Genomic DNA, 23,834 nt, shown 5'->3' with positions numbered 1-23,834 from the left:
ACGTGACGGCGGACCTCCACCGATCCGGGAGGGCCGGCGCGGTCGCGTTGTCGGCCGATTTAAGTGCCGGTCGACGAACGTTCCGGTAGATCCGAGCACATGCCGTGGCAGTCGACCCCGTACGTTCTCCTGCTCTTTCTGTCGTCGCTGGTGGCGTCGCTGTGGGCGGGGTACGCGATCCTGGCGGTCCCGGAGGAGCGACGGAGCCGCACGGTCACCGCGTTCGTCGTGCTCTGTCTCTCCGCTGCGGTGTGGGCCGCGACGTACGCGATCCAGATCGCGAGCACCGGCCTCGAGGCGAAGCTGTTCGTCTACCGACTGTTACACGTCGGCGCGGCCGCCACCCCGTCCGCGTGGCTGGCGTTCGCGCTGGCGTACACCGGCCGGGGTGACCGGCTCACGCCGCCCGTCGTCGCGGCGCTCGCGACGATCCCCGTCGTGCTGGTCGCGTTGCTGGTCGCGAACCCGTACTCGTTGGCGCTCGTCGACGTCGAACTCGTCACGACCGGGTCGCTGACCCGACTCGAGACGACGCTCGGCCCGGCGTATCAGTTCCACCTCGCCTTCTCGTACGTCGCGGTCGTCGCCGGCGCCTCCCTGATCGTGGGGCACGCGCTCCGCTCCGGCGGGCAGGTGAAACGGCAGGCCGCGCTGCTCATCTGCGGCGCGTTGATCCCGCTCGCGTTGAACGTCTTCGAGGTCCTCTCGCTGCCGCCGTTCGGAACGGGACCCGTCAACCTGACCCCCGTCTCGTTGTCCGTCTCGACGGCGTGTTTCGGCGTGGCCGTGTTCCGCTACCGGCTCTTCGATCTGACGCCGATCGCCTCGCGGGTCGTCCTGTCGGAGATGGACGACGGCGTGGTCGTCATCGACGCCGACGGGACGGTAGTCGACGTCAATCCGGCCGCGGAGGCCGTCGTCGGCGACCGTGAGACGGCGATCGGCGCGGCGGTCTCGACGCGGCTCCCGGAGTACGACCGGCTCGAGACGGCCGAGGACGACGTCGTCCTCGCGACTCGCGAGGGTCCCGACGGGGACCGGTTCCTCCGGTTGAGCCGGTCGCCGCTGCGGCGCGGCGGCGAGACGTACGGGTGGGTCGTCCTGATCGGGGACGTGACCACGATCGAGACGCAGCGCCGGACCCTCGAGGAGCGAAACGAGCGGCTCGACGCCTTCGCCGGGATCGTCTCACACGACCTCCGGAACCCGCTCTCGGTCATCTCGGGATACGCGGAGATCGCGAGCGAGACCGGCGAGGAGGAACACTTCGAGACGATCCAGGACACCGTCGACCGCATGACCGAGTTCCTCGAGGACCTGTTACAGCTCTCGAGGCAGGGCGAGACCGTGACCGAGTTCGAGCCGGTCCCGCTACGGGGCACGCTCGAGGCGGTCGAGACCGGGATCGCGGACGGCGACCTGACGGTGATCGTCGACGACTCTGCCGCCGACGCCGTCGTCCTCGCCGACCGTGCCCGGTTGTATCAGGTCCTCGACAACCTCCTCCGGAACGCCCGCGACCACGCCGACGGGCCGGTGACGGTGACCGTCGGTCGACTGCGGGACGGGTTCTTCCTCGCGGACGACGGTCCCGGAATTCCCGAGGCCGACCGCGAGGCCGTCTTCGACGTCGGCTTCACGACCCGCGAGTCGGGGACCGGATTCGGACTGACGATCGTCCGCGACGTCGTCGAGGCCCACGGCTGGTCGATCGAGGCGACCGAGGGGGAGGACGGCGGTGCGAGATTCGAGATCACCGGGGTCGAGTTCGCCGGGTCCGAAGCGGTCGACGCGGCGACCGAAGCGCCCGCCGACCCGGCGTGAGCGGCAGTTCTAACCCGGAACGTGGCCGATCTCCTACTCCTCGCGGAACGTCAGCCCGTCGCGAAGCTCCCGTGCCCGCGACAACAGCGCGTCGCGGGCGGCCGTCTCGGGCTCCGTCGTCCCGTCGGTCAGCGTCAGGTGACCCATCTTCCGGAGGGGGTACACGTCCTCCTTCCCGTACCAGTGGAGGTCGGCCTCCGGCGCGTCGAGGACCGTCTCGACCCCCCGGAGGGTCGCGGGGTGGGTCTCCTCCACGTCGCCGAGCACGTTCGCGGTGACCGCGGGCGCGACGAGGTCCGTCGGGCCGAGCGGCCAGCCGAGGACGGCGCGGACGTGGTTCTCGAACTGCGAGGTCCGCGTCCCCTCGATCGTCCAGTGGCCGGAGTTGTGCGGACGCGGCGCGATCTCGTTGACGAGCACGTCTCCCTCGCGGGTCTCGAAGAGCTCGATCCCGTAGACTCCTCGCCCGTCGAGGAAGTCGAGGACGTCCTCCGCGACCGCCTCGGCACGCACGACGGCCTCGTCGTCCGCGCGGGCGGGAGCCACGCTCTCGCGGAGGATCTCCTCGCGGTGGATCGTCTCCGTCACGGGGTAGGTCCGGGTCGCGCCGTCCGCGCCCTTCAGTCCCATCACGGCTATCTCGCGCTCGAAGTCGACGAACCGCTCCGCCATGGCGTCGCCGCCGACGGCCTCGAGCGCGTCGGCCGCCTCGTCGGGCCCGTGGACCGGGACGTTCCCCCGGCCGTCGTACCCGCCGCGGCGGGCCTTGAGCATGACGCCGTCGAACTCCTCGACGACGCGCTCGAGGCCGTCGGCGGTCGCGACCGCGGCGAACTCCGGGACGGGGATCCCCGCGTCGGCGAGCGCCTCCGTCTGGACCAGCTTGTCCTGGATCGTCTCGAGGGTCCCCGGATCGGGGTGGACGGGCACGTCGTGTTCCGTGCCCGCCGCCGCCAACACCTCGGGGTCCGCGAGCTCGATCTCGAAGGTGAGCGCGTCGACGCGCGCGGCGAGCTCGTGGATCCCGTCGGGGTCGTCGAAGTCGGCGACGACCTGGTCGCGGGCGACCCCCGAGGCGGGACACGCCGGCGTGGGGTCGAGGACGACCACGTCGACGCCGAGCGGCGAGGCCGCCTCCGCGAGCATCCGTCCGAGCTGTCCGCCGCCGACGACGCCCAGGGTCGGGCCGGGCAGGGTGATCGACATCTACGCCGGGATACCGCACGTCGGCGAATAAATATTCCTGAATCCACCGATCGATACCCACGTTCGTGGATATCAGTTCCCGCCGTCGACCCGCGCCTCCTCGCCCGCCAGCATCTCGAGGACCTGCATCACGCCCGAGTTGTCGTCGCGTCCCATGTCGTTCTGGACCATCGACTTGTACAGCTCGTGGGCGAGTTCGGTCTGAGGCATGGGCGAGCCGAACGCCTCGCCGGCGTCCGTCGCGATCCGGAGGTCCTTGTACTGGTACTCCGCGAAGAAGCCCGGGTCGAAGTCGCCGCGGATCATCGACTCGGCGCGGTTGTCGAGCGTCCAACACCCCGCCGCGCCGCCGCTTATGGCGTCCACGACCGCCTCGAGGTCCGCGCCCGCGTTGTGTGCGAACACCAGCGCCTCGCTCACCGCGACCATCTGGGCGGAGACGACGATCTGGTTACACGCCTTCGTCGTCTGTCCGGCCCCGCTCGGGCCGCAGTGCGTCACCGTCTCGCCCATGGCCTCGAGGGCGTCCACGTGCTCCGCCAGGACATCCTCGTCGCCGCCGACCATGATCGAGAGGGTTCCCTCGATCGCGCCCGACTCGCCGCCCGAGATGGGCGCGTCGAGCGCGTCGACGCCCTCCTCGGCGAGCCGCTCGGCGACCGCCTCCGCGACCGTCGGCGAGATGGTCGAGTGGTCCACGAGGGTCATCCCGCTGCTCACGCCGTCGATCACCGGGTCGGACTCGTCGCCCTCGCCGAGCACGACGTCCTCCACGGCCGGCGAGTCGGGGAGACACAGGAAGACGACGTCGCTCCGCTCGGCGACGCCCGCGGGCGATCCGCCGTCCTCGCCGCCGTACGCCACGAGCTCCTCGACCGGCTCGTCCGATCGGTTGTGTCCGACGACGGCGTACCCCGCGTCGAGGAGGTTCTTCGCCATCGGCAGGCCCATTATCCCCAGTCCGACGAATCCGGCGGTTGCTGTCGGCATACTCCCTGTGTCGCGGAACGACGCATAAAACTGATCCCGGCGGCCGTCGACGCCGGTGCCCGCCGGCGACCGCGTCGACCGTTCGCGGCTCGGCGGTCGGTCGCGGCTCGGTGGTCGGTCGCGGCTCGGTGGTCGGTCGCGGCTACACCGAGACGGTCTCGAGGTCGCTCTCCAGTCCCTCGACGAACTCGTTGTACGCCTCGACGAAGCCCGCGAACGGCTCGGCGTACTCGCGCACGTCGGCGGCGGAGGGAGCCTCGTACTGCGAGAGGAGGTAGAGCCCGCCGGAGCCGCCGACGCGGAGGTACGACACCGACCCCTCCTCCCACTTGAGCTCCCAGCGGTCGCCGGCGACGCGGGCGGTGAACGTCCCGTAGTCGTCGCCCTCGTATCGATACACCTCGCCGGCGATGACGCCGCAGGTCTCGCGGATCGAGTCGAGCACCCGGTCGCGCTCGGCGACGACGCCGTCCGTCGAGGCGGGCTCGGGGAACTCCGCGGAGACGCCGTCGAGCACGCCCGACAGCGAGTCGACGTACGCGTTCCAGGCGGCGACCATGTTCGGATAGTCCTCGAGGGCAGCCGAGAGCCCCGACGGCTCCGGGGGCTGTTTCGTCGAGACGACGTAGGTGTCCGAGCCGCGTTTCGGGGAGAACAGCAGGAACTCCAGCTCGCCGGCCTCGTGTTTGACGGTCCACTCGCCGCCCGCCGTCGACAGCTCCGTTCGGCCGTAGTCGCCGCCCTGGAGCTTCGCGAGCCGGTAGGCGATCCCGCCGGCGTGGTCGCGGACGGCCGCGACCAGTTCGTCACGCCGGTCGGCCACCGCCTCGACGTCTCTGACGTCGAGGTCGATGCCGAGCCCGGCGGTCTCGGAAGGGGAACTCACGTCCGGAACGGGGCGACGAACGGGGTTAACGGGTTCGGTCGCGGATCGCCGGGCGGGGGCGATCCGGTCGCGGACTACTCGGTGCGGTCCGGGATCGAGTCGCGGATCTCGCGTATCCGCTCGGGGTCGTCGATCCCCGACCGGAGCACGAGCGCGAACACCGCCTCGCCGTCCGGAACCGGCGCGTCCCCGCTCAGGATCGCGCCGGAGCCGGTCTCCTCGGCGAGCCAGCGCCGCCCCTCGGCGATCGCCTCCCGGTTGAGCCAGGCGGGCGGGCCGCCGACGACGAGCAGGGTCCGGTCGGCGCGGCCCTCGGGCACCTCGATCGTGTTCTTCCCGCGGGTCGCCTTCCGGATCACGGTCTCGACGGCCGACACTGCGGCGCTCGTGTCCACCTTCTCCGGCTCCGAGGAGCCGAACAGCCCGAGCCCGAACCGGGACTCGGTCTTCGGCGGCTCGACTTCCTGGGTCGCATACCCCAGCGCCGTGAACTCGCCGTCGTCGCCGACCGCCCGTGCGACGTCGCTCGCGTCGAGCACCTGTTGGGGGGTGACGGCGTCGGCGTCGGTCTCGCCGGCCCCGAACAGCGCCGCGACCCGATCGGCGACGATCCCGTCGAGGCGGTCGCGAGCGCCCGGGATCGTCTCGCCGGGACCCAGCCACGCGTCGGTGTCGAACGGGAGGACGGCGGCCGTCCGCTCCGAGAGCGCCTCGAGCGTCCGGGCCGCGTTCCTCTGTGCGAGGGGTCGTCGCGGGGTCGACCCCTCGTCGCCTCCGGCCGGCGGGGCCGCCTCCGTGCCCGGACCCGTCTCCGCGTCCGGGTCGCTCTCGGCCGGGGTGGGGAGGACGGCGACCGAGTACACCGGCGCGTCGTACAGCGTTCCGAGCTCCTCGGCGAGCGCGGGGGCGGCACCCGCGCCGGCCGCGCCGCCGACCCCGACGACGAGGACGAACGCCTCCGCGAGCGACGGCCGTTGGTCGTCGAGCGCGCGCCCGAGCTCGCCCGCGTGGACCTCTCCGAGCTCCCGGCCGGCGTGGAGGTCGCCGTCGAGCCCGTCGCCGCCGGCCGCGTCCCCGAACCGATATCGCCGGTCCTCGCCGAGCGACCGGAGCGAGCCGAGCGCCTCCATGTCCGTGTCGAACGCGGAGACGCCCTGGAGGAAGCGATCCCCGTCGTGGTCGGCCGCGAGCCGGTCGACGATCCGGCCTCCCGCTCCGCCGAGGCCGATGACGTGTACGCGCATACGTCTCCGGTCGGCGAACGAGGATTTATGACCTTCGGCCGGTCGCGGGGCGGTCGCGGTCGCCCGGGACTCCGGGCCAATCGTCGTCGTCGTTCCGAGCGGGACCCGACGGGCCGGACGTCCCGGAGGCGTCGCCGGCGGAGACCGTCCACTCGAACTCGTCGAGGCGGCGCTGGCCGTCGGGGAGCCGCTCCGCGGGGTCCGGTTCCACGCCGAGCAGCCGCGGCAGGGCGGTGTCCGCGAACGTCAACACGAGCACCAACACGATCGGCGCGAGGAACAGCCCGTGGAACCCGAAGACGACCGGGCCGAAGATGTACGCGAGCATCAACAGTCCGACGTGCGTCGTCTTCCCGCTGAAGTACGGCCGCAACACGATGTCGGGGATCGTGTCGACGACGACGACCGCCACGAGCAGGAACGCGCCGACGTACACCAGCAGGCCGGTGTCGTTCCCCATGATCGCCGGGACCGCGGTCGCCGCCGCCAACGGCAGGTAGACGATCTTCATGCCGATGACCGGGATCAGGCTCGCGACGCCCGTGAACGCGCCCGCGAGCGTCGGATACGGAACGGCGACGGCCTCGGGCGCCACCAAGTTGTAGCCGGTGTACGTCGCGATCGCGATGATCGAGATGGCGATGACGTTGAGCAGGTTTCCGTACAGCACGGCCTCGAGCTCCGCGTCGGCAGCCTCGAAGTACTCCCGAACGATCGCGTCGTCGTCGAACCGGAGCACCCACTCGTGGAACTTCGAGCCGTCCAGAAGCAGGTAGTAGGTGACGACGACGGTGATGAGGAGGTTGAGGAGTAGTCCGGAGACCGTGTTCGTCAACAACGCGGCGTTGTCGACGAGGAAGTCGATCAGCGGGTCGAACTGCCCCGACCGGTACGCCTCGACGACGTTCCCGACGGAGAGGTTCGACAGCTCACTCAGCCGCTGTACCCACTGGTTACCCGACCCGAGCGTCTCGGCGAGCGGGAACTCCTCGATGAACCGCCGCGTCTCGACGACCAGAAGCACCACCGCGGAACTCAAAAGCAGGATGAGCGGAACGGCGATCACCGAGAGCGCGGTCATCGCGCGGACCCGCGGGGGGAGCCGGAGCCGCTCGAGGTCGTGGTAGAAGCGGCGGGTGGAGTAGTACAGGAAGACGGCGACCGTGAGGGCGGCGACGAAGCGGTAGGCTATGTAGCCGGCGATGAGCGTGACCGTGAGGCCGAAGAGGGCGACGACGAAACGCTTCTCGTCCATGCGTGAACGTGTTCGACCCGGAACATAAACGATGTGGAAGGTTCGGGACGCGCTTCAGTTTCCCGCGGACTCGGCCGTGAGCCCGTCGTCAGTCCCGTCGTCTCCCGACCGCGAGGGTCCGCTTTCCGCGTCCGCGCCGCCGGCGTCCGACGCCAGCCGCTTCTCGACGACCCGGTCCTGTCGGTCCAGTTGCTCGCGGTGTAGGGAGAGGATCATGTCGGCGAGCACGCCGAACACGAGCAGCTGCATCCCGAGAATGATCGCGCCGGTCGCGGCCACCGCGATTATCTCGTGGCCGACGTCGAAGACGAGCCACCGATACAGGACGAACGCGGCCATGATCGCCCCGGCGGTCGTCGAGATCGTGCCGACGCTCCCGAAGTAGAAGAGCGGGTTGTTGGTCTTCGCCTTCCGGTACAACTCGAGAAATATCACGCCGCCGTCGCGGACCGGGTGGAGGTTCGTCGAGGAGCCGTCGGGGCGCGGCCGGTACGTGACGGGGACGACCGCCACCTCGATCCGCTGTTTCACGCACTCGACGGCCATCTCCGTCTCGACGCCGAACCCGTCGGCGGTGAGGGTGAGCTGGAGGAACGACTCGCGGGTGAACGCCCGGTACCCCGAGAGGATGTCCCCGTAGTCCTCGCCGTGGATCGCGCGGAACGCCCCGTTGATCAGGCGGTTCCCGAGGCGGTTCAGCCGCGTCATCGCGCCAGGACGCATGTCCGCGAAGCGGTCGCCGATGACGTGGTCGGCCTCCCCCTCGAGGAGCGGCCGCAACATCGCCTCGGCGTCCGCCGCGTCGTAGGTGTCGTCCGCGTCGGCCATCAGGACGTACGGCGCGTCGACGTGGTCGCGGACGGCCTCGCGGATCGCCTGTCCCTTTCCCTCGCCTGACTGTTCGACGACGCGTGCGCCGGCCTCGCGGGCGATCTCGCGGGTGCCGTCCGTCGACCCGCCGTCGATCACGAGGACCTCCCGGAGCCCCGCCTCACGGAACGAGGAGACGACGGTCTCGACCGTCTCGGCCTCCTCGAAGGTGGGCAACAGGACGCAGACGTCGTCGAAGTCGCTCATCGTCCGGGCGATATCGGCCGAGTCGCTAAACTCTGTCCCTCCGGTCGCGGGGTCCGGGAGCGTCTGCGGTCGCAAAACGCGAAGCGACCCATACGCTCATGTATCCCTTCGACATACGTGGTAGCATGTCACAGGCACTTGAGGAACACACCGAGGAACTGCTCAGCGCGGCGCGGACCGCGACGGGAGACGAGCTCCGGAGTCTCACGTACTTCACCGAGGAGGACGTCGAACAGCTCTACTTGCGGAGCGACCTGAGCCGGACCGCCGACCTCGTCGGGTTCGCCGAGAGCGAGCGACACGGGTTCCACGCCCAGTCGTTGTACGCCAACACGCAACTCGGCGACTACTTCTTCACCGTCCGGGTGTTCGAGAACGGCTACCTCACCCGCGTGATCGCCAACGGCCACGGCGTCTGGGTGACGACGGACTCGATGGAGATCGACCGCTTCGAGGAGCTCGCCAGCGCGCTCGCGGAGATCCTCCGCTCGTTCGATCCCACGTGACTCCGACGATCCGTCCCGCGTGATCCAACCATCCGTCCTCCGTGACTCCGGCGATCCGCCCTCGACGCGCTCGCTCAGAACGGCGCGTCGGGGTCCGCTTCCGCGTCGTCCTCGGACGGTGACGCCTCGAGATCGTGGTCGCTCTCCTGCCACGCCTCGATCCCGCCGCGAAGGCTCTCCACGCGGGCGTCGGCGGTCCCCTCGTAGCTGCCGATCAGCTGAGCGGCCTGCTGGCTCGCGATCCCGTGCGGACAGACCGTCACGATCCGCTCTGCGCCCTCCAACTCGGCGACGCGGGTCGTGAGCTCCGGGAACGGGATCGACTCGCTGTCCGGAACGTGGCCCCGGTCGAACGCCCGCTCGTCGCGAATGTCGACGATCCGTACGTCCTCGCCGTCCTCCAGCAGCGCGGCGAGCGCCGCCGGGTCGATCTCTCCGTCCATTACGGGAGCGGGCAGAGGCTCGCCGTGATCACGGCGCGCTCGTCGGTGTCGTTTCGAGCCCCGTGGACGTCCCCGCGGGCGTTGTGAACGACGGCGGGTGCGGCGAGGCGTTCGGACTCGTCTCCCCTGATCACGGTCGGCTCCCCCTCGAGGACGTGGAAGACGTTCGTCGCGTCCGCGTGCTCGTGGGGATCGATCTCGCTGCCGGCCGCGAGGACGAACGCCTTCACGAGCACGTCGTCGGTGACGACGAGCTCGGCGGTCGCGACCTCGCCGTCGGCGGGATCGAGGTCGCCGACGGCGTCGGCGTATCGGTCGAGCGTCATACCCGTGGAGTCGGGCCGCGGGGGTTAAAACGCGTCGGCGGGGGCAGTCACTCCCGTGCGCCCGGCGGCAGCGGGTCGGCGTGGTCCGCGACCGCCCTCGCGACGCGGTGGGGGTCCTCGTGGATCACCCAGTGGGTGGCGTCGTCGATCGTGAGGAGCCGGCCGTCCGCGCAGTGGTCGATGCTCTCGCCGGCCAGTCGTTTCTCGAGGAACGGGTCGTCCGCGCCCCAGATCACGAGCGTCGGGACCTCCACGCGGGGCGTCTCCGGCGTGGGTCGCTCGCGGACGATGGCCCGGTACCAGTTCACCATCGCCTCGAACGCACCGTCGCGGTCCCACGCCCGCCGATAGCGTCGGAAGTCGTCCGCACCGAACGTCCCCGGATCGCTCGTCTCGCGGAGGGTCCGCACGCCGATCCGCCAGTTTCCGGCCCGCGCGACCGCCTCCGGCAGCCGGGGGATCTGGAAGGCGAGCACGTACCAGCTCTTGCGGCGCTGCCGCCAGGAGCCTCGGAGCGCCCGCTCGAAGACGGTCAGGTGCGGGACGTTGACGGCGACGAACTCCGACACTCGGTCGGCGTGGTGGATCGCGAGCCACCAGCCGACGGCGGCCCCCCAGTCGTGTCCGGCGACCGCCGCCGTCTCGCGCCCGTACGCGTCGATCAGTCCGACGACGTCGCGGGCGAGTTCCTCGATCCGGTAGTCGGCGACGGCGGGCGGCTTCTCCGAGAGGTTGTACCCGCGCTGATCGGGCACGACGACGCGGTAGCCGGCGTTCGCGAGCGCGGCGATCGTCTCGTGCCAGCCGTACCAGAACTCCGGGAACCCGTGGAGGAGGACGAGCAGCTTTCCGTCCTCGGGGCCCGCCTCGACGACGTGGAGGCGGACGCCGTTCGTCTCGACGAACCGCGAGGTCCCGGGGACGCCCTCGGGGATCTCGTCGGACGGGACCTCGACCCCCCGTGCGGCCTCCGTCACGTCGTCCGCGGTACCGACCATATCGGGCGATCGGTCCCGGGCGACTAATAGCTACGTCCGACGACGGGGGAGTCGCCCGCGAGTCAGTGTGGGGACCGTAGCCTCGGTCACGCCGATCCCGGAGTGAACCGTCCCTCTCCGTCGTTGAGGAGCATCCAGTACGTGACGAGCGCCGCGGCGTGTCCGTCACCGTCGTCGACCCGGCGTGTGGTCGCCTTGTACGCCTCGCGGACCACGGCGGTCAACGGGAGCGCGGTTCCCCGCTCGCCAGCGAAGTCGGTGGCGTAGCCGAGGTCCTTGTTCCAGATGGCCAGCGTCCCCAACCCCTCCATCCCCTGGTCGAACTCGCCGGTGAAGTACCCCTCGTACAGGTCGAACTCGAGGAAGTCGGTGAGAAGCGTCGGGTCCACTCCGTTGTCGCGAACGAACTCGACGACCTCCGCGTCGACCGCGTGGTGGCCGGCGTAGCGCATCTGGAGCCCGAGTTTGAACACCGTCGCGTCGGGCACCGGTCCGACGCGGACGTGGTCGTCCGCGATGGCGTCCAGCACCTCCGCGGCTCGTTCGTAGCTCCCCTCGGAGCCGCCGGCCATGACGTGGTACCCCTCCCGCGGCGATCCGCCGGTGATGGGCGCCTCGACGAAGTCGACGCCGGCCTCGGCGCACAGTTCCTCACAGGCGACCGACGTGGCCGGGCGGGTCGTCGACACGTCGACGAGGAGATCCCCCGGGTCCAGTTCCGCGAGCAGCCCGTCCGCGCCCTCCATCGTCGCCTCGACCTCGGGCGATCCGGGCAGCGTCAGGACCACCACGTCGGATTCCCGGGCGAGGTCGGCCGGGCTCGAAGCGGCGCGAGCGCCGCGGTCGGTCGCGTACGCCGTCTGGTCGTCGTCGACGTCGAACACCGTCACGCGGTACTCAGCGTCGAGGAGTCGGTCGACGAGCCGCTTGCCGATGTAGCCGACGCCGATCAGGCCGATCGCGGTCATTGCCGGACGATCGGGGTGAGGCCTATAAGTCGTACCGGGGCGTCGCCGCCGCCGGCCGGTCGACGTTCCCGTTGACCGCTTCCCGCCCCGAGAACGGTCGGCGTGTGGAGCGTGGGCACGTCGAGCCACCGGGATCGCGTCGAACCGTCCGGACCGGAGCGCTTCAGGGGCAACCGATACGTGTCTCATATCTTATCTAAACGTCCGTTCTGCGACCGAATGTAGGGGATGCCGACCCTCGTCGGTCCGGACGAGAGGTAGTAAACGTCTTATACGTTGATTTCACACGGTACTTTGAGGAGTGTTATCACGTGAGTATCTCTGAAACGTACGTCCGATACCGCCGAACCCTCGGCGAGGAACCGCTCGCCATCGGGGTCGTTCTCGTGGCCCTCTGGATGGCATGGGCGCTCGTGAGCGGGCTCTGGACCGGCGGGATCCGGGTCAGCAGCCTCGCCTCGCTCGTCTGGGACGGGCTGCTTCGGGGGCTGATAATCGGCCTGGCGGGCATCGGACTCTCGATGACGTACAGCATTCTCAACTTCGCGAACTTCGCACACGGCGATTACCTCACGAGCGGGGCGTTCGCCGGAATGGCCACCAGCTACCTCATCGCGGGGATCGGCGAGAACAGCGTCGGCGCGCTGTTGCTCGTCGGTGCCGGCGGCTCGGTGTTCGGCGGCGCGATCGGGATCGGCGTCACCACCTCGCCGATCGCGGTCGTCCTCGGGGCGGTCGTCGCGGGAGTCTCGACGATCGCGCTCGCGCTCCTGATCGACCGGTTCGTGTACAGGCCGATCCGCGACGAGAGCGGCATCGCCCTGCTGATCACGAGCATCGGGGTCGCGTTCGCGCTCCGCTACCTCATCCAGTTCGTCTTCGGCGCCGGCGTCCGGGGGACCACCGCGGCGGGCTCCGTTCCCCGCATCGACGTCCCGGCGCTCGACGGGACCTTCCGGGTCACCGCTCACGACGCCTCGCTGATCGTCGTCGCCGGCGGGCTCATGCTCGGCGTTCACCTGCTCTTACAGCGCACCAAACTCGGCAAGGCGATGCGCGCGATGTCCGACAACGAGGACCTCGCACGGATCACGGGGATCCCGACCGAGCGGGTCATCCGCACCACGTGGATCGTCGGGGCCGGGCTCACCGGCGTCGCGGGGTACATGTTCGTCCTCTGGAAGGGGACGCTCGGCTTCAACGACGGGTGGCTCCTGTTGCTCTTGGTGTTCGCCGCGGTCATCCTCGGCGGGATCGGGTCGATCTACGGGGCGATCGGCGGCGGGATCGTCATCGGGCTGACCGCCTCGGTGTCCGTGATCTGGATCCCCTCCGAGTTCGGCCGCGCGGCCGCGTTCATGGTGATGATCGTGATACTGTTGTTCAAGCCCGAAGGCATCTTCAGCGGGAGGACCACGGCATGAGCGCCGACGACCTTCGCGGACGGTTCAGCGGGCTCTTCGAGCGCGACGTGACGCTCGCGCTCGCGGTCCTCGGAACGATCTATCTGGCGTACGTCCTCGCCGGGGTCGCGTTCGGCTACGGGCTCCGGGGACAGCTCAACTCGATCGCGAACCTCACGTTCTACATCGGCGTGTTCGGCATGCTCGCGCTGGCGTTGAACCTCCACTGGGGGTACACCGGCCTCTTCAATATCGGCGTCGTCGGCTTCATGGGCATCGGCGTCTACGTGACGGCGCTGGTCTCGAAGCCGCCGGTCGCACAGGGCGGCGCGGCGCAGGTCGGTGGGTTCGGACTGCCGCTCGGTGTCGGGATCGTCGCCGGCGTCGTGGTGGCGGGGTTGTTCGGGCTGTTGGTCGCGCTTCCCGCGCTTCGGCTGCGAGCCGACTACCTCGCGATCGTCACGGTGGCGTTCTCGGAGATAATTCGGTTCACGATGATGTCCCGGACGTTCCAGACGTTCACCGTCCCGGACACGATCGACCTGTGGCTGTTCACCGTCGATCCGACGGCCGACACGGTCGGGCTCGGCGGCGGCGGCGGGCTCATCCTGAACTATCCGGACCCGCTCGAGGCGCTCCTGCGAACCCTCTTCCTGTGGGAGCCGTACATGGGGTTCGTCGGGTTCGTCCAGCGGACGCTGATCCCGAACAACCCGAAGCCGGTTATCGACGGGCTCGTCTACGGGATCCTGCTTTTCGTCTGCGTCGGGCTGTTCTACCTGCTGCTCTCGCGGACCGGCAAGTCGCCGTTCGGGCGCGTCCTGAAGGCGATCCGCGAGGACGAGGACGTCGCGAACGCCCTCGGGAAGGACACCGACCGCTTCAAGCTCACCGCGTTCGTGCTCGGGTCGGCCCTGATGGGCCTCGGCGGGATCCTGTGGTACTCGAGCCGCGGGAGCATCACGCCGCCGTCGTTCCGGCCGAACATCACCTTCTTCGTCTGGATCGCGCTGATCATCGGCGGCGCGGGCTCGAACACGGGCAGCTTCCTCGGCGGCGCGATCTTCGCCGGGGTGTTGTACGAGGGGCCGCGATACGTGAAGAACCTCGTCGAGACCGCCTTCGAGCTGGGCGACGCGCCCGGGAACTTCGGCGAGGCGGTCGCGCCGATGGCCTCGTTCGACCCGGTCCCGTTCGTCCTCTACACGCTCGACAGCGTGAGCCAGCTGCGGCTCGTCATCATGGGCGTGGTGTTGATCTGGCTGATGCACAACCGCCCGGAGGGACTGCTCGGCCACCGCAAGGAGACGGCCTCGAGCATCGACCTCTCGCGACCGGGTGGCGAGGACGCGAGCAACGCCGCGGCCGCCGCCGACGGAGGCGAGAACCGATGAGCGAGAGCGACGACACCACGGACGGATCGACGTCGACCGAGGAACCGATCGAGAACGATTCGAAACCGGTCGAGACCGACTCGGAGACGGCCGAGGGGGATTCGACGGCTGCCGACGAGGACGGGTCGCCCGACACGACGGCTTCGGAGCGTACCCCCGACACGCCGGAGGACGCCGGCGTGCCGACCGGCTCGACGCCCCTCGAGGTCGAGGGGCTCCGACGGACGTTCGGCGGCATCGTCGCCGTCGACGACGTCAGCTTCGACGTCGAGGCGGGGACGCTGACCGGACTGATCGGCCCGAACGGGGCCGGCAAGTCCACCACGTTCAACCTCATCACCGGGATGTTGGAGCCCGACGCGGGGACGGTCCGGTTCAACGGCGAGGAGATCACCGGGCTCCAGCCGCACGAGATCGCGAACCAGGGGCTCGCCCGGACGTTCCAGATCGCCAGAGAGCTCGAGGAGATGACCGTCCTCGAGAACATGATGCTCGCGCCGAAGGGACAGGTCGGCGAGTCGCTGTGGCGGTCGGTCATGCCGATCACCCGCGACGAGGTGCGCGAACAGGAGACCGAACAGCTCGAGCGCGTCTGGGAGGTGCTCGACTTCTTCGAGATCGACCACCTCGCCGACGAGTACGCCGGGAACCTCTCGGGCGGCCAGCGGAAGCTTCTCGAGATGGCCCGCGCGCTGTTGACCGACCCGGACATGCTGCTTCTCGACGAGCCGTTCGCCGGGGTCAACCCCTCCCTCGAGAAGCGGCTGCTCGAACACATCCACGAGTTGCGCGAGCAGGGCTACACCTTCCTCATCGTGGAACACGACATGGACCTCATCATGAACAACTGCGAGCGGGTCATCGTCATGCACCAGGGCCGCGTCCTGAAGGACGGGACGCCGGCGGAGATCAAGGAGAGCGAGGAGGTCATCGAGGCGTACCTCGGGGGTGAGGTATGAGCCTCCTCGAGGTCCGCGAGTTGGACGCCGGCTACGGCGACCTCCAGATCCTCACGGACGTCGACCTCGACGTCGACGACGGCGAGTACGTCACGATCGTCGGTCCCAACGGGGCCGGCAAGTCGACCGTGATGAAGTCGGTCTTCGGGCTGACGACCCACATGGGCGGTACCGTGACGTTCGCCGACGAGGACATCAGCGGGACGAAGCCGGAGGACGTCATCCACAAGGGTCTGGGGTACGTCCCGCAGAACGAGAACGTCTTCGCGGAGCTCGACGTGGAGGAGAACCTCGAGATGGGCGCGTACATCCTGGACGAGGTGCCACGGGAGGAGCTCCGGAAGGTGTACGACCGGTTCCCGATCCTCGAGGAACGGAAACACCAGCAGGCGGGGACGCTGAGCGGCGGCCAGCGACAGATGCTCGCGATGGGCCGGGCCCTGATGCTCGACCCCGAGCTCCTGTTGCTCGACGAGCCCAGCGCGGGGCTCGCGCCCGACCTCGTCGACGAGATGTTCGACAAGATCGACGAGATCAACGGGACGGGCACCGCGATCCTGATGGTCGAACAGAACGCGAAGGAGGCGCTCAGACGCTGTGACCGCGGATACGTGCTTTCGAACGGTCAGAACCGCTACGAGAACGAGGGGACCGCGCTGTTGAACGACGAGGAGGTCCGCCGCGAGTTCCTCGGCGGATAGTTCGACGGAAACTCCACGGAACCGGCCGTCCGGCCCGTCCCGCCGTTTTTCGGACCGGAGCTCCCCCCGCGGGAGCCGTCGCTCACGTCGGTCGTCGGTGCCGTGAAAAAACGCGGGTCTCGACGCCGGTCCTCGCCGGCGGATCGGCCGATCAGTTCCCGCTCGAGAGCGCCTGCTCGATGACGTTGGAGTACGAGGACTCGCCGATGTTGAAGCTGATCTGGTCGTACACCTCGCCGTCGAACGTGTCCTCGAACACGCCGCTGAACCGCTCGGAGAGCTGCTGGCCGTAGTCGTTGTTCACGTACAGCGTCGCCGCGGTCTCGGCTTCGAGCCGCTCGGAGGCGACCTGCGCCATGACCCGACCCTGAAGCTGGTCGCTCGGGGCGGTCCGGAAGATGTAGTCGTCGTCCTCGAGGTTCGTCACCGACAGCGCGGTACTGGACGGCGAGCAGCCGACGACCTCGTTCGGGATGAGCGTCTCCTGACAGACCGGGACGTTGACCCCGGAGGAGGCGGTCCCACACACGGCGGGAACCCCCGAGCTGACCAGGGACTCGGCGCCGCTGACGCCCTGGTCGGGCGAGGTGTTCGTGTCCTCGAACTGGGCGTTCACGGTGAGGTCGAGGTCGGACTCGTTGACCTGCTGGGCCGGTAGCTCCGCGGCGCGGATCATCGGCTGGCCCGTCGACGCCAGGTCGCCGGTTTCGGGGAGCAAGATTCCGACGCTCACCTCGCGACCGAACCCGCCGGGCGACTCGTCCGCGGAGGAACCGGCACCGTCGGGGTTCTCGCCCTCGAAGTTCTGCGTCTCGTCGACCGCGACCGAGTCGGCGTCCTGCCCCTGGAACTCCCAGATGGAGTAGGCCGCGGACGCCGGGTCACCGTTCTCGTCGAAGTTGACGGCGCTCGATGCGCCCTGGTAGTTGATGTCCTCGCCGTTGGCAACCGCCTCGACCGCGTCGAGGAACCCCTCCGGACCGTATTCGGTGCCGCCCGGGTTCGCGATGCGTCGGAGCTGGTCGCGGATCGCGGTGCCGTCGTTCTCGCCCGCCGCGACGTTCGCCAGGATCAGCGCGGCGGCCGAGTCGTACGACTGCGAGGTGAACACGCCCGGCGACTCGTCGTAGGCGTCCTGATACAGGCTCTCGAAGGCCTCCTGGTTGGGTCCGCCGGCCGCCGGCGCGGTGCCGGTGACGTTTTCCATGTCGTTTCCGACCTGACCGGGCAGCGCGGGGTCCTGGAGCCCGTCGGGAATGAGGATGTCCTCGGCCCCGTCGGACGCGCTGTAGTAGTCGCGGAACAGCTGGATCCCGCTTTCCGGGTAGCCGATCACGGTGAGGAGGTCCGGCCCGCCGCCTCCGCCGCCTCCGCCGCCGTTGCCCGAGCAGCCGGCGACGCCGACCGCGCCAGCGACACCGATCCCCTTCAGCACGTCACGCCGTCTCTTGTGGTATGACATATCCACCCATATATGGTCCACTTTGATAAGTATATCCCTGTCAATATCTCCACACGTCTTGTCAATCAGGCGTATTTAAGGTGCGTTTCCACCCTCACGGCTCTCGACGGCCGTTTCGACGGTCATGATCGGGAGTTGAGGGGAACCCGTCATCGGACCCGACTCTCCTCGGCCGGCGGGAGCGATCGTCGCTCATCGTCCCTCGGGTCGCTCCGGGTACGACTGGCGGGAGCCGTGGGATCGGCGCGCGAGGAGTCGTGCGGTCGCCCGTCGGCGGTCGTCGGGACGCTCCTCGGTCGTCTCGTCGTAGTGGAGGACCGTCAGTCCGAGTCCCGCCCGCAGGAGTTCGTTCGCCCCGAACCGATAGCGGTCGGTGCTCGGCCCGGAGGGCGTCGGCTCGGCCGACCGGAGGTGTCCCTCGACGAAGAGGTAGCCGCCGTGGGCGAGCGACTCACGGAGGTCGGTGAACCGGTCGAGCGTGTGGTAGAAGCTCACCGTGATCAGGTCGTATCGATCCGCCGGGAACTCGTACTCCGTGGCGTCGGCGCGGATCGTCTCGATCCGTTCCGCGACCCCGCGCTCCGCCGCCCGGTCTCGAACGATGCGAAGCCCCTCCGCCGACGCGTCGAGCGCGTCGACATCGTAGCCGGCCGCGGCGAGGAACACCGCGTTTCGTCCGGTCCCGGTCGCCAGATCGAGCACCCGGCCGTCGGGGATCGAGGGCTCGTAGGAACGTAAGACCGGAGACGGCTCGGGGTCTCGGGGGTACTCGCCGGTCGCGAACCGCTCGTCCCAGTCGGTCGGCTCGTCGCCGTCGGTCATGTCTCCGGATCGTTGCCCCCGACGCATAACCTCCGCGCCGGACGTTTCAAGGACGGTGCGGTCGGACCTTCCCGTATGGCCGGCGACCACGAGGTGGACGACGACCGCTCGATAGATCAGCCGCCCGAGGCGGTGCTCGGCGAGTTGCTGACCGACCGCGGGGAGACGCTCGCGACCGCCGAGTCGCTGACGGGCGGGCTCGTGGGGTCGACGGTGACCGACGTGCCGGGATCGAGCGCCTACTTCGACCGGGGGTACGTGACGTACGCGTACGACGCCAAACGCGAGGAGTTGGGCGTCGCCCGCGAGACGCTCGACACGCACGGCGCGGTCAGCGGACCGGTCGCCCGCCAGATGGCCGCCGGCGCCCGCGACCACGCCGACGCCACGTGGGGCGTCTCGACCACGGGGATCGCCGGTCCCGGTGGCGGAACAGAGGAAAAGCCGGTCGGACTGGTGTACGTCGGCGTGGCCTACGCCGCGCCGTGGGGAACCGAGGAGTCGTTCACGCGGAGCGTCCGCGCGGAGTTCTCGGGCGGCCGCGACGCGGTCAAACGCGCGAGCGTCGAGCGCGCGCTCGCCGAACTCGTGCGGGCCGTTCGTGACGTGGAGGGACGCCGATCGGAGGGGTGACACGCCGGCCGAAGGGGTGACGGACGGGGGAGAGTGGTGACGGACGGGGTGGGACGGCGAGGGTGAAGGTCGCGCGCTCGGGTTACTCCTCGTCGTCGGCGGCGTCGTCCTCGTCAGCCGCATCGGAGTCCGCCGCGTCGTCCTCCTCGTCTCCCGTGATCCCCGCGGCCTCGAACGCCTCGGTCACCTCGGGCTCGGGAACGGTGCGATAGCCCTCGTCGTCCGTGACCGTGGCGACCGCGAGGTCGGCCGGGACGAACTCGTCCTCGTGGGCGGCGAGCGCGCGAACGCCGAGTTCGACCCCCTCGTCGAGCGAGAGGTCCTCCTCCCACTCCTCCTCGAGGACGCCCTGGATGTCCTGTCTCCCGCCGCCGATGACGGTCGCCTTCCACTCGTTGGGCGTTCCCGAGGGGTCGGCCGCGAACAGGCGCGGCTCGCCGTTCTCGATCCCGCCGATGAGCAGCGCCGCGCCGTACGGCCGGGTGCCGCCGCGCTGGGTGTTCTCCTGGATGTGGTCGGTGACGAACTTCGTCAGCGTCTCGACGCCGATCGGCTCGCCGTACCGGAGGCGATTGCCCTGCGCCTGCCGCCGCGCGAGGTCGATGAGCTGTCGCGCGTCCGCGACGTGGCCCGCGCTCGCGGTGCCGAGGTGGTCGTCGAGCTTGTGGAGCTTCTCGATGCTCTCGGCCTCCATCAGCGTCGAACTCGCCCGCGACATCGCGACGAAGACGATCCCCTCGGCCGTCCGAACGCCGAGGCTCGGCGCGCCGCGCGAGACCGCCTCGCGGGCGTATTCGACCTGATAGATGCGCCCGTCGGGCGAGAACAGCGACGTTCCGCGGTCGTACGCCTGCTGGTCGTTGCCGCCCATCATCGCTTCTCACCCGCTCGCGCGGTGACGTGCTCACTCATTACCCTTTATTACGCCGGCCGGTTGAAAAACCCTCCTTAACCGGTACGTGGTGAGTCCCCGTCCGAGTCCCCTACTCCCCGCCCCCGTCGCCCCAGTCCCGCGAGACGGGCGTCTCGCTCGCGTGTATCCGCGACAGCAGCCAGTCGCTTCCGGCGGCCAGCTCCCCGTCGTCGGTGCCGACGAGCTTCAGCCGGTTGTGACCGGCCTCCCGGTCGGGATAACAGCCGACCGTGAGGTCGTACCGTGCCATGACTTCCTCGAGGTCGGATACGATGTTCGCCTCGGGCTCGACCGTGTAGAGGAACTTCGACCGACGCTCGCCAGCGAACTCGTCGGCCACCGAGTCGAACATCGCCTTCAGCTCCTCTGGGATCCCCGGGAGGACGTAGACGTTCTCGAGGACGCACCCGGGCGCGAGCCCCGCCCCGTTCAACAGCGGGCGGCTGCCCTCCGGAAGCGCGGCCTCCGCGTCGACGTCAACGTCGAGGTCCCGGTCCGGGATCCGGGTCGCGATCTCCGCGAGCCGCTCCTCGACGTCGGCGCGAGTCAGCTCCGAGACGGCGAGATCGCGCCCGAACGCGTCCGCGACCGCCTCCATCGTCACGTCGTCGGGGGTCCCGCCGATCCCGCCCGTGACGACCACCCGGTCGAAGGCGTCGCCGTAGGTCGCCACCCGCTCGGCGATCGTCTCCCGGTCATCGGGGACGGAGAGGATCCGGGTCACCGTGACGCCGCGCTCGGCCAGCCGCGCCGCGAGCCAGTTGGCGTTCGTGTTCACCGTGTCGCCGGAGAGCAGCTCGTCGCCGACCGTGATCAACGCGACTTCCATCTACCCGCGTTCGGGTCGGCGGGGACATAGGCGTTGCCCGTCCCGGCGCGCCCGCGGATCAGCTACGTTGCTCCCCGACCCGCTCGTAGGTGACGAACGCGAGGTCGCCGTCCGTCTCCCGGTCGGTCTCCTCCCATTCGGTCGGATCCCAGTCCGGAAAGCGCGTGTCGCCGTCGGGAGACTCCGGGATCTCGGTGAGGACCATCCGGTCGGCGAGCGGAAGGAACGCCTCGTACACGCTCGCGCCCCCGATCACGTAGACCTCGTCGACGCCGCGGTCGGCCGCGGCCGACCGCGCCCGCTCCGCCGCCTCCGTCACTCCGTTCGCGACGACGGCTCCCTCCGGGAGGTCGAGGTCGCGCGTCGTCAACACGACGTTCGTCCGGTCCGGGAGCGGGCCGCCGATCCGCTCGGCGATGCTCTCGTAGGTGACGCGTCCGAGGACCACGGGATGGCCGGTCGTCAGCCGCTTGAAGTGCGCGAGGTCGGCCGGGTAGTGCCACGGCATCCCGCCGTCCGCGCCGATGACGCCGTTCTCGGCGACGGCGGCGACGAGGACGAACGACGCGTCGCGTTCCTTCGCCGTCATCACTCGGCGACCGCGAACGAGAGTCCCTCGGCGCAGTCGTAGTCGACGACCTCGACGTCGTCGTAGCGCAACTCCTCGAGCGGCACGTCGGCGATCTCGATCCGGGGGCGCTCGCGCGGCTCCCGCGAGAGCTGCTCGAGGAGGCCGGGCACGTGGTCGTATCCCTCATCGCCGTCCGCCTCCGCGGGGGCGGCCCCCTCCAGCCAAGACTTGACGTCGGGGTAGTCGGCCTTCGTCTCGACGTCCGCGAGCCGCTCCTGGAGCGCATGGAGGTTCTCGCCGTACCACTCCCCGCGGTCGCCCTGCCCGCAGTAGACGTGCGCGTCGACGATCGTGTGGCCGAACTCGCCGATCTCGAAGCCGGTCCGCTGTGCGATCGCGTTCGCGAGTAGCGCGTACGCCGCGACGTTGAACGGGACGCCGAGCGCGATGTCGCCCGACCGCTGGGTGAGGTGGAGGTTGAGCTTCCCGCCCTGGACGTTGACGACGAAGGTGTAGTGACACGGCGGCAGCGTCGAGGTCGCGGCGTTGGCCGGGTGCCACGCGTTCACAACCATCCGGCGGGAGTGCGGGTTCTCCCGGAGCGTGTCGAGCACGTAGGCTATCTGGTCGAAGGTGCGTCGTTCGGTTCCGTCCTCGGTCTCCTCGACGGTCACCCAGCGGTGTGCGTCGTCGGGCCACGTCTCGCCCGGGAGCGCGTCGGTCCCGTCGGGAACCGGGTACCGCCGCCAGAACCGGCCGTAGGCCGTGTCGAGGCGTCCCTCCTCGTCGGCCCACGCGTCCCAGATCTTCGTCTCCTCGCGGAGGTTCCTGACGTGCTCCTCGCCCGAGAGATACCAGATCACCTCGTGGATGAGCGAGTTCCAGCGGTAGCCGTCCATCCGCTTCGTGGTGAGAAGCGGGAACCCCTCCGCGAGGTCGACGGTGTACCCGGCGCTGAACGTCGCGATCGTGTCCACGCCGGTCCGGTTCGGCTTGTACGTGCCCGTCGAGAGCGCGTCGTCGACGAGGTCGAGGTACTGTTGCATCGTGGGTGGATGTCGTGGCTGTCGTGGGGCGAGCCCCCGACGAATCGGACGCATCCCGGCGTCGCCACGACCGGTCTGTCCGAATCCACGCGCCTTGTGATATAAACTTGCGTCCTTTTCGACGCTCGTCGCCGACGGGGGTACCGTTACCGACGCCGCCACCCCGACCGCAGCAACTAACCTCACGCCGCCCGGAGTGGGCCGCATGGACATCGATCCGTTCGGGCTCGAACGCTGGTTCGCGAAGTACGAACACGAGGCGGACGTCATGCTGGCGGAGAGCGGGATCCGGTCGCTCGAGGCGGACCGGTTCGACCTCGACCCCGGCGAGTTGGGATACGTGATCCCGACGAACGGCGACCCCGAGTTCCGCGCCCGCGTCGGCGAGCGGTACGGCCGGAGCGCCGACGAGGTGCTGTTCACCTGCGGCACCCAGGAGGCGAACTTCCTGACGTTCCTGGCGCTCGTGGGCTCGGACGACCCGGTCGGCGACGACGGGGTCGGCTCGGGCTCCCACGCGGTCGTCGTCACGCCGACCTACCAGGCGCTCCACGCGGTCCCCGAGGCGTTCGGCGAGGTCACCCGCGTCGAGCTCTCCCCGCCCGAGTGGGAGCTGGATCCCGACGCGGTCGCGGACGCGGTCCGCGAGGACACCGCCGTGATCGTCGTCAACAACCCGAACAACCCGTCCGGCCGCTACCACGACGAGGATCGGATCCGCGCGGTGTACGACCTCGCCGTCGAGAACGACGCCTACCTGCTGTGTGACGAGGTGTACCGGCTGCTCTCCTCGGACCCCCACGAGCCGGTGGCGAGCCTCGGCGCGCACGGGATCTCGACGACGAGCCTCACGAAGGCGTACGGCCTCGCCGGCCTGCGCTTCGGCTGGATCGCGGGTCCCGAGCCGGTGGTCGAGCGCGCCTGGCAGTGGAAGGACTACACCACCATCTCGCCGAGCCTCCTCGGCCAGCACGTCGCCGAGCAGGCGCTCGGCCGGCGCGAGGAGCGGATCCTCTCCGAGAACCGCGAGCTGGCGGAGAAGCACCGCCAGCGCGTCGCCGAGTGGGTCGACCGACACGGTCTGGAGTGGTACGACCCCGTCGGCGTCAACGGTTTCCCGACGATCCCCGACGGGTTCGAGGACGCCCGGGAGTTCTGCCGGACCGTCGTCGAGGAGGCGGGCGTCGTGCTCGCGCCCGGCGACCTCTTCGGGTACCCCGACCGCTTCCGGATCGGGTTCGGGCTCCCGACCGACGAACTGGAGGAGGGACTCGATCGGGTGAGCGGCGTCATCGAGGCACACGCAGAGGACGGCACGGAGACGGCCGAGGACGCGGAGACCGTCGACGACGCGGTCCCTGACGGAGGGAGCCGCTGA

The 23,834-nt window shown here is 69.6% G+C and carries 24 protein-coding genes; 8 read left to right on the top strand and 16 right to left on the bottom strand.

Annotated features, from left to right (window positions below):
- Nucleotides 1–99: 99 nt before the first annotated feature.
- Nucleotides 100–1,824 carry a histidine kinase N-terminal 7TM domain-containing protein gene (locus F3H10_RS03190; RefSeq protein WP_149783392.1) on the top strand — a complete coding sequence of 575 codons (1,725 nt, stop codon included), beginning with the start codon at nucleotides 100–102 and terminating at the stop codon, nucleotides 1,822–1,824.
- Between the two features lie 33 nt (nucleotides 1,825–1,857).
- On the opposite strand, the gene purK is transcribed toward F3H10_RS03190, so the two are convergent.
- From purK to aglJ, 6 genes are all read right to left on the bottom strand, one after another.
- Nucleotides 1,858–3,030, bottom strand: coding sequence for a 5-(carboxyamino)imidazole ribonucleotide synthase (purK, locus tag F3H10_RS03185; protein ID WP_149783391.1), 1,173 nt, complete (start codon nucleotides 3,028–3,030; stop codon nucleotides 1,858–1,860).
- A gap of 72 nt (nucleotides 3,031–3,102) precedes the next feature.
- Nucleotides 3,103–4,020: an NAD(P)-dependent oxidoreductase gene (locus tag F3H10_RS03180; protein ID WP_149783390.1), complete on the bottom strand. Its 918-nt coding sequence runs from the start codon at nucleotides 4,018–4,020 to the stop codon at nucleotides 3,103–3,105.
- Nucleotides 4,021–4,162: 142 nt separating this feature from the next.
- Complete coding sequence (locus F3H10_RS03175; RefSeq protein ID WP_149783389.1) at nucleotides 4,163–4,906, bottom strand: hypothetical protein; 744 nt, start codon at nucleotides 4,904–4,906, stop codon at nucleotides 4,163–4,165.
- 74 nt (nucleotides 4,907–4,980) lie between these two features.
- Entirely contained in the window at nucleotides 4,981–6,150 is a 1,170-nt protein-coding gene (locus F3H10_RS03170) for an FtsZ/tubulin family protein (RefSeq protein WP_149783388.1), read from the bottom strand.
- A 25-nt stretch (nucleotides 6,151–6,175) separates the two neighbouring features.
- Nucleotides 6,176–7,405, bottom strand: coding sequence for an AI-2E family transporter (locus F3H10_RS03165; protein WP_149783387.1), 1,230 nt, complete (start codon nucleotides 7,403–7,405; stop codon nucleotides 6,176–6,178).
- Between the two features lie 54 nt (nucleotides 7,406–7,459).
- On the bottom strand, nucleotides 7,460–8,482 hold the full coding sequence (aglJ, locus tag F3H10_RS03160; protein ID WP_149783386.1) for an S-layer glycoprotein N-glycosyltransferase AglJ: 1,023 nt from the start codon (nucleotides 8,480–8,482) through the stop codon (nucleotides 7,460–7,462).
- Nucleotides 8,483–8,607: 125 nt separating this feature from the next.
- On the opposite strand from aglJ, the gene F3H10_RS03155 reads away from it, so the two are divergent.
- A complete protein-coding gene (locus tag F3H10_RS03155; protein WP_149783385.1) occupies nucleotides 8,608–8,988 on the top strand; it encodes a DUF7522 family protein in 381 nt (126 codons plus the stop codon).
- A 74-nt stretch (nucleotides 8,989–9,062) separates the two neighbouring features.
- Here the strand turns inward: F3H10_RS03155 and F3H10_RS03150 are convergent, their stop codons facing one another.
- The 4 genes from F3H10_RS03150 to F3H10_RS03135 all read right to left on the bottom strand — a co-directional run bounded on the left by F3H10_RS03150 (nucleotide 9,063) and on the right by F3H10_RS03135 (nucleotide 11,723).
- On the bottom strand, nucleotides 9,063–9,431 hold the full coding sequence (locus F3H10_RS03150) for a rhodanese-like domain-containing protein (protein ID WP_149783384.1): 369 nt from the start codon (nucleotides 9,429–9,431) through the stop codon (nucleotides 9,063–9,065).
- Nucleotides 9,431–9,757, bottom strand: coding sequence for a cupin domain-containing protein (locus F3H10_RS03145; RefSeq protein ID WP_149783383.1), 327 nt, complete (start codon nucleotides 9,755–9,757; stop codon nucleotides 9,431–9,433). The genes F3H10_RS03150 and F3H10_RS03145 overlap by 1 nt, the downstream gene beginning before the upstream one ends.
- Before the next feature lie 47 nt (nucleotides 9,758–9,804).
- Nucleotides 9,805–10,755: an alpha/beta fold hydrolase gene (locus F3H10_RS03140; protein ID WP_149783382.1), complete on the bottom strand. Its 951-nt coding sequence runs from the start codon at nucleotides 10,753–10,755 to the stop codon at nucleotides 9,805–9,807.
- Nucleotides 10,756–10,841: 86 nt separating this feature from the next.
- Entirely contained in the window at nucleotides 10,842–11,723 is an 882-nt protein-coding gene (locus F3H10_RS03135) for an NAD(P)-dependent oxidoreductase (RefSeq protein ID WP_149783381.1), read from the bottom strand.
- A gap of 311 nt (nucleotides 11,724–12,034) precedes the next feature.
- Between F3H10_RS03135 and F3H10_RS03130 the strand changes: the two genes are divergently transcribed.
- The 4 genes from F3H10_RS03130 to F3H10_RS03115 are packed head-to-tail and all read left to right on the top strand — an operon-like array spanning nucleotide 12,035 to nucleotide 16,180.
- A complete protein-coding gene (locus tag F3H10_RS03130; RefSeq protein WP_149783380.1) occupies nucleotides 12,035–13,147 on the top strand; it encodes a branched-chain amino acid ABC transporter permease in 1,113 nt (370 codons plus the stop codon).
- Nucleotides 13,144–14,520 carry a branched-chain amino acid ABC transporter permease gene (locus F3H10_RS03125; protein WP_149783379.1) on the top strand — a complete coding sequence of 459 codons (1,377 nt, stop codon included), beginning with the start codon at nucleotides 13,144–13,146 and terminating at the stop codon, nucleotides 14,518–14,520. The genes F3H10_RS03130 and F3H10_RS03125 overlap by 4 nt, the downstream gene beginning before the upstream one ends.
- Nucleotides 14,517–15,479 carry an ABC transporter ATP-binding protein gene (locus F3H10_RS03120; RefSeq protein WP_223174177.1) on the top strand — a complete coding sequence of 321 codons (963 nt, stop codon included), beginning with the start codon at nucleotides 14,517–14,519 and terminating at the stop codon, nucleotides 15,477–15,479. The genes F3H10_RS03125 and F3H10_RS03120 overlap by 4 nt, the downstream gene beginning before the upstream one ends.
- A complete protein-coding gene (locus F3H10_RS03115; RefSeq protein ID WP_149783378.1) occupies nucleotides 15,476–16,180 on the top strand; it encodes an ABC transporter ATP-binding protein in 705 nt (234 codons plus the stop codon). The genes F3H10_RS03120 and F3H10_RS03115 overlap by 4 nt, the downstream gene beginning before the upstream one ends.
- A 151-nt stretch (nucleotides 16,181–16,331) precedes the next feature.
- On the opposite strand, the gene F3H10_RS03110 is transcribed toward F3H10_RS03115, so the two are convergent.
- Both F3H10_RS03110 and F3H10_RS03105 read right to left on the bottom strand, forming a co-directional pair.
- A complete protein-coding gene (locus tag F3H10_RS03110; protein ID WP_188127855.1) occupies nucleotides 16,332–17,603 on the bottom strand; it encodes an ABC transporter substrate-binding protein in 1,272 nt (423 codons plus the stop codon).
- 231 nt (nucleotides 17,604–17,834) lie between these two features.
- Nucleotides 17,835–18,464 carry a class I SAM-dependent methyltransferase gene (locus tag F3H10_RS03105; RefSeq protein WP_149783376.1) on the bottom strand — a complete coding sequence of 210 codons (630 nt, stop codon included), beginning with the start codon at nucleotides 18,462–18,464 and terminating at the stop codon, nucleotides 17,835–17,837.
- Between the two features lie 75 nt (nucleotides 18,465–18,539).
- Between F3H10_RS03105 and F3H10_RS03100 the strand changes: the two genes are divergently transcribed.
- Nucleotides 18,540–19,097: a CinA family protein gene (locus F3H10_RS03100; RefSeq protein ID WP_149783375.1), complete on the top strand. Its 558-nt coding sequence runs from the start codon at nucleotides 18,540–18,542 to the stop codon at nucleotides 19,095–19,097.
- 82 nt (nucleotides 19,098–19,179) lie between these two features.
- Here the strand turns inward: F3H10_RS03100 and psmA are convergent, their stop codons facing one another.
- From psmA to thyA, 4 genes are all read right to left on the bottom strand, one after another.
- Nucleotides 19,180–19,971, bottom strand: a complete 792-nt coding sequence (gene psmA / locus F3H10_RS03095) for an archaeal proteasome endopeptidase complex subunit alpha (protein WP_149783374.1) — start codon at nucleotides 19,969–19,971, stop codon at nucleotides 19,180–19,182.
- Between the two features lie 109 nt (nucleotides 19,972–20,080).
- Nucleotides 20,081–20,839, bottom strand: a complete 759-nt coding sequence (locus tag F3H10_RS03090) for a competence/damage-inducible protein A (protein ID WP_149783373.1) — start codon at nucleotides 20,837–20,839, stop codon at nucleotides 20,081–20,083.
- 58 nt (nucleotides 20,840–20,897) lie between these two features.
- Nucleotides 20,898–21,428: a dihydrofolate reductase gene (locus F3H10_RS03085; protein ID WP_149783372.1), complete on the bottom strand. Its 531-nt coding sequence runs from the start codon at nucleotides 21,426–21,428 to the stop codon at nucleotides 20,898–20,900.
- Nucleotides 21,428–22,456 (bottom strand): thymidylate synthase, encoded by a 1,029-nt coding sequence (thyA, locus tag F3H10_RS03080; protein WP_149783371.1) that lies wholly within the window; start codon nucleotides 22,454–22,456, stop codon nucleotides 21,428–21,430. The genes F3H10_RS03085 and thyA overlap by 1 nt, the downstream gene beginning before the upstream one ends.
- 205 nt (nucleotides 22,457–22,661) lie before the next feature.
- On the opposite strand from thyA, the gene F3H10_RS03075 reads away from it, so the two are divergent.
- Nucleotides 22,662–23,834 carry an aminotransferase class I/II-fold pyridoxal phosphate-dependent enzyme gene (locus F3H10_RS03075; RefSeq protein WP_149783370.1) on the top strand — a complete coding sequence of 391 codons (1,173 nt, stop codon included), beginning with the start codon at nucleotides 22,662–22,664 and terminating at the stop codon, nucleotides 23,832–23,834.

This window comes from Halorubrum aquaticum (assembly GCF_900113615.1).
GTDB classification, from domain to species: domain Archaea; phylum Halobacteriota; class Halobacteria; order Halobacteriales; family Haloferacaceae; genus Halorubrum; species Halorubrum aquaticum.
The sequence above is the reverse complement of the archived record's forward strand: the minus strand, read 5'-3'. Positions and strand labels throughout refer to the sequence as shown.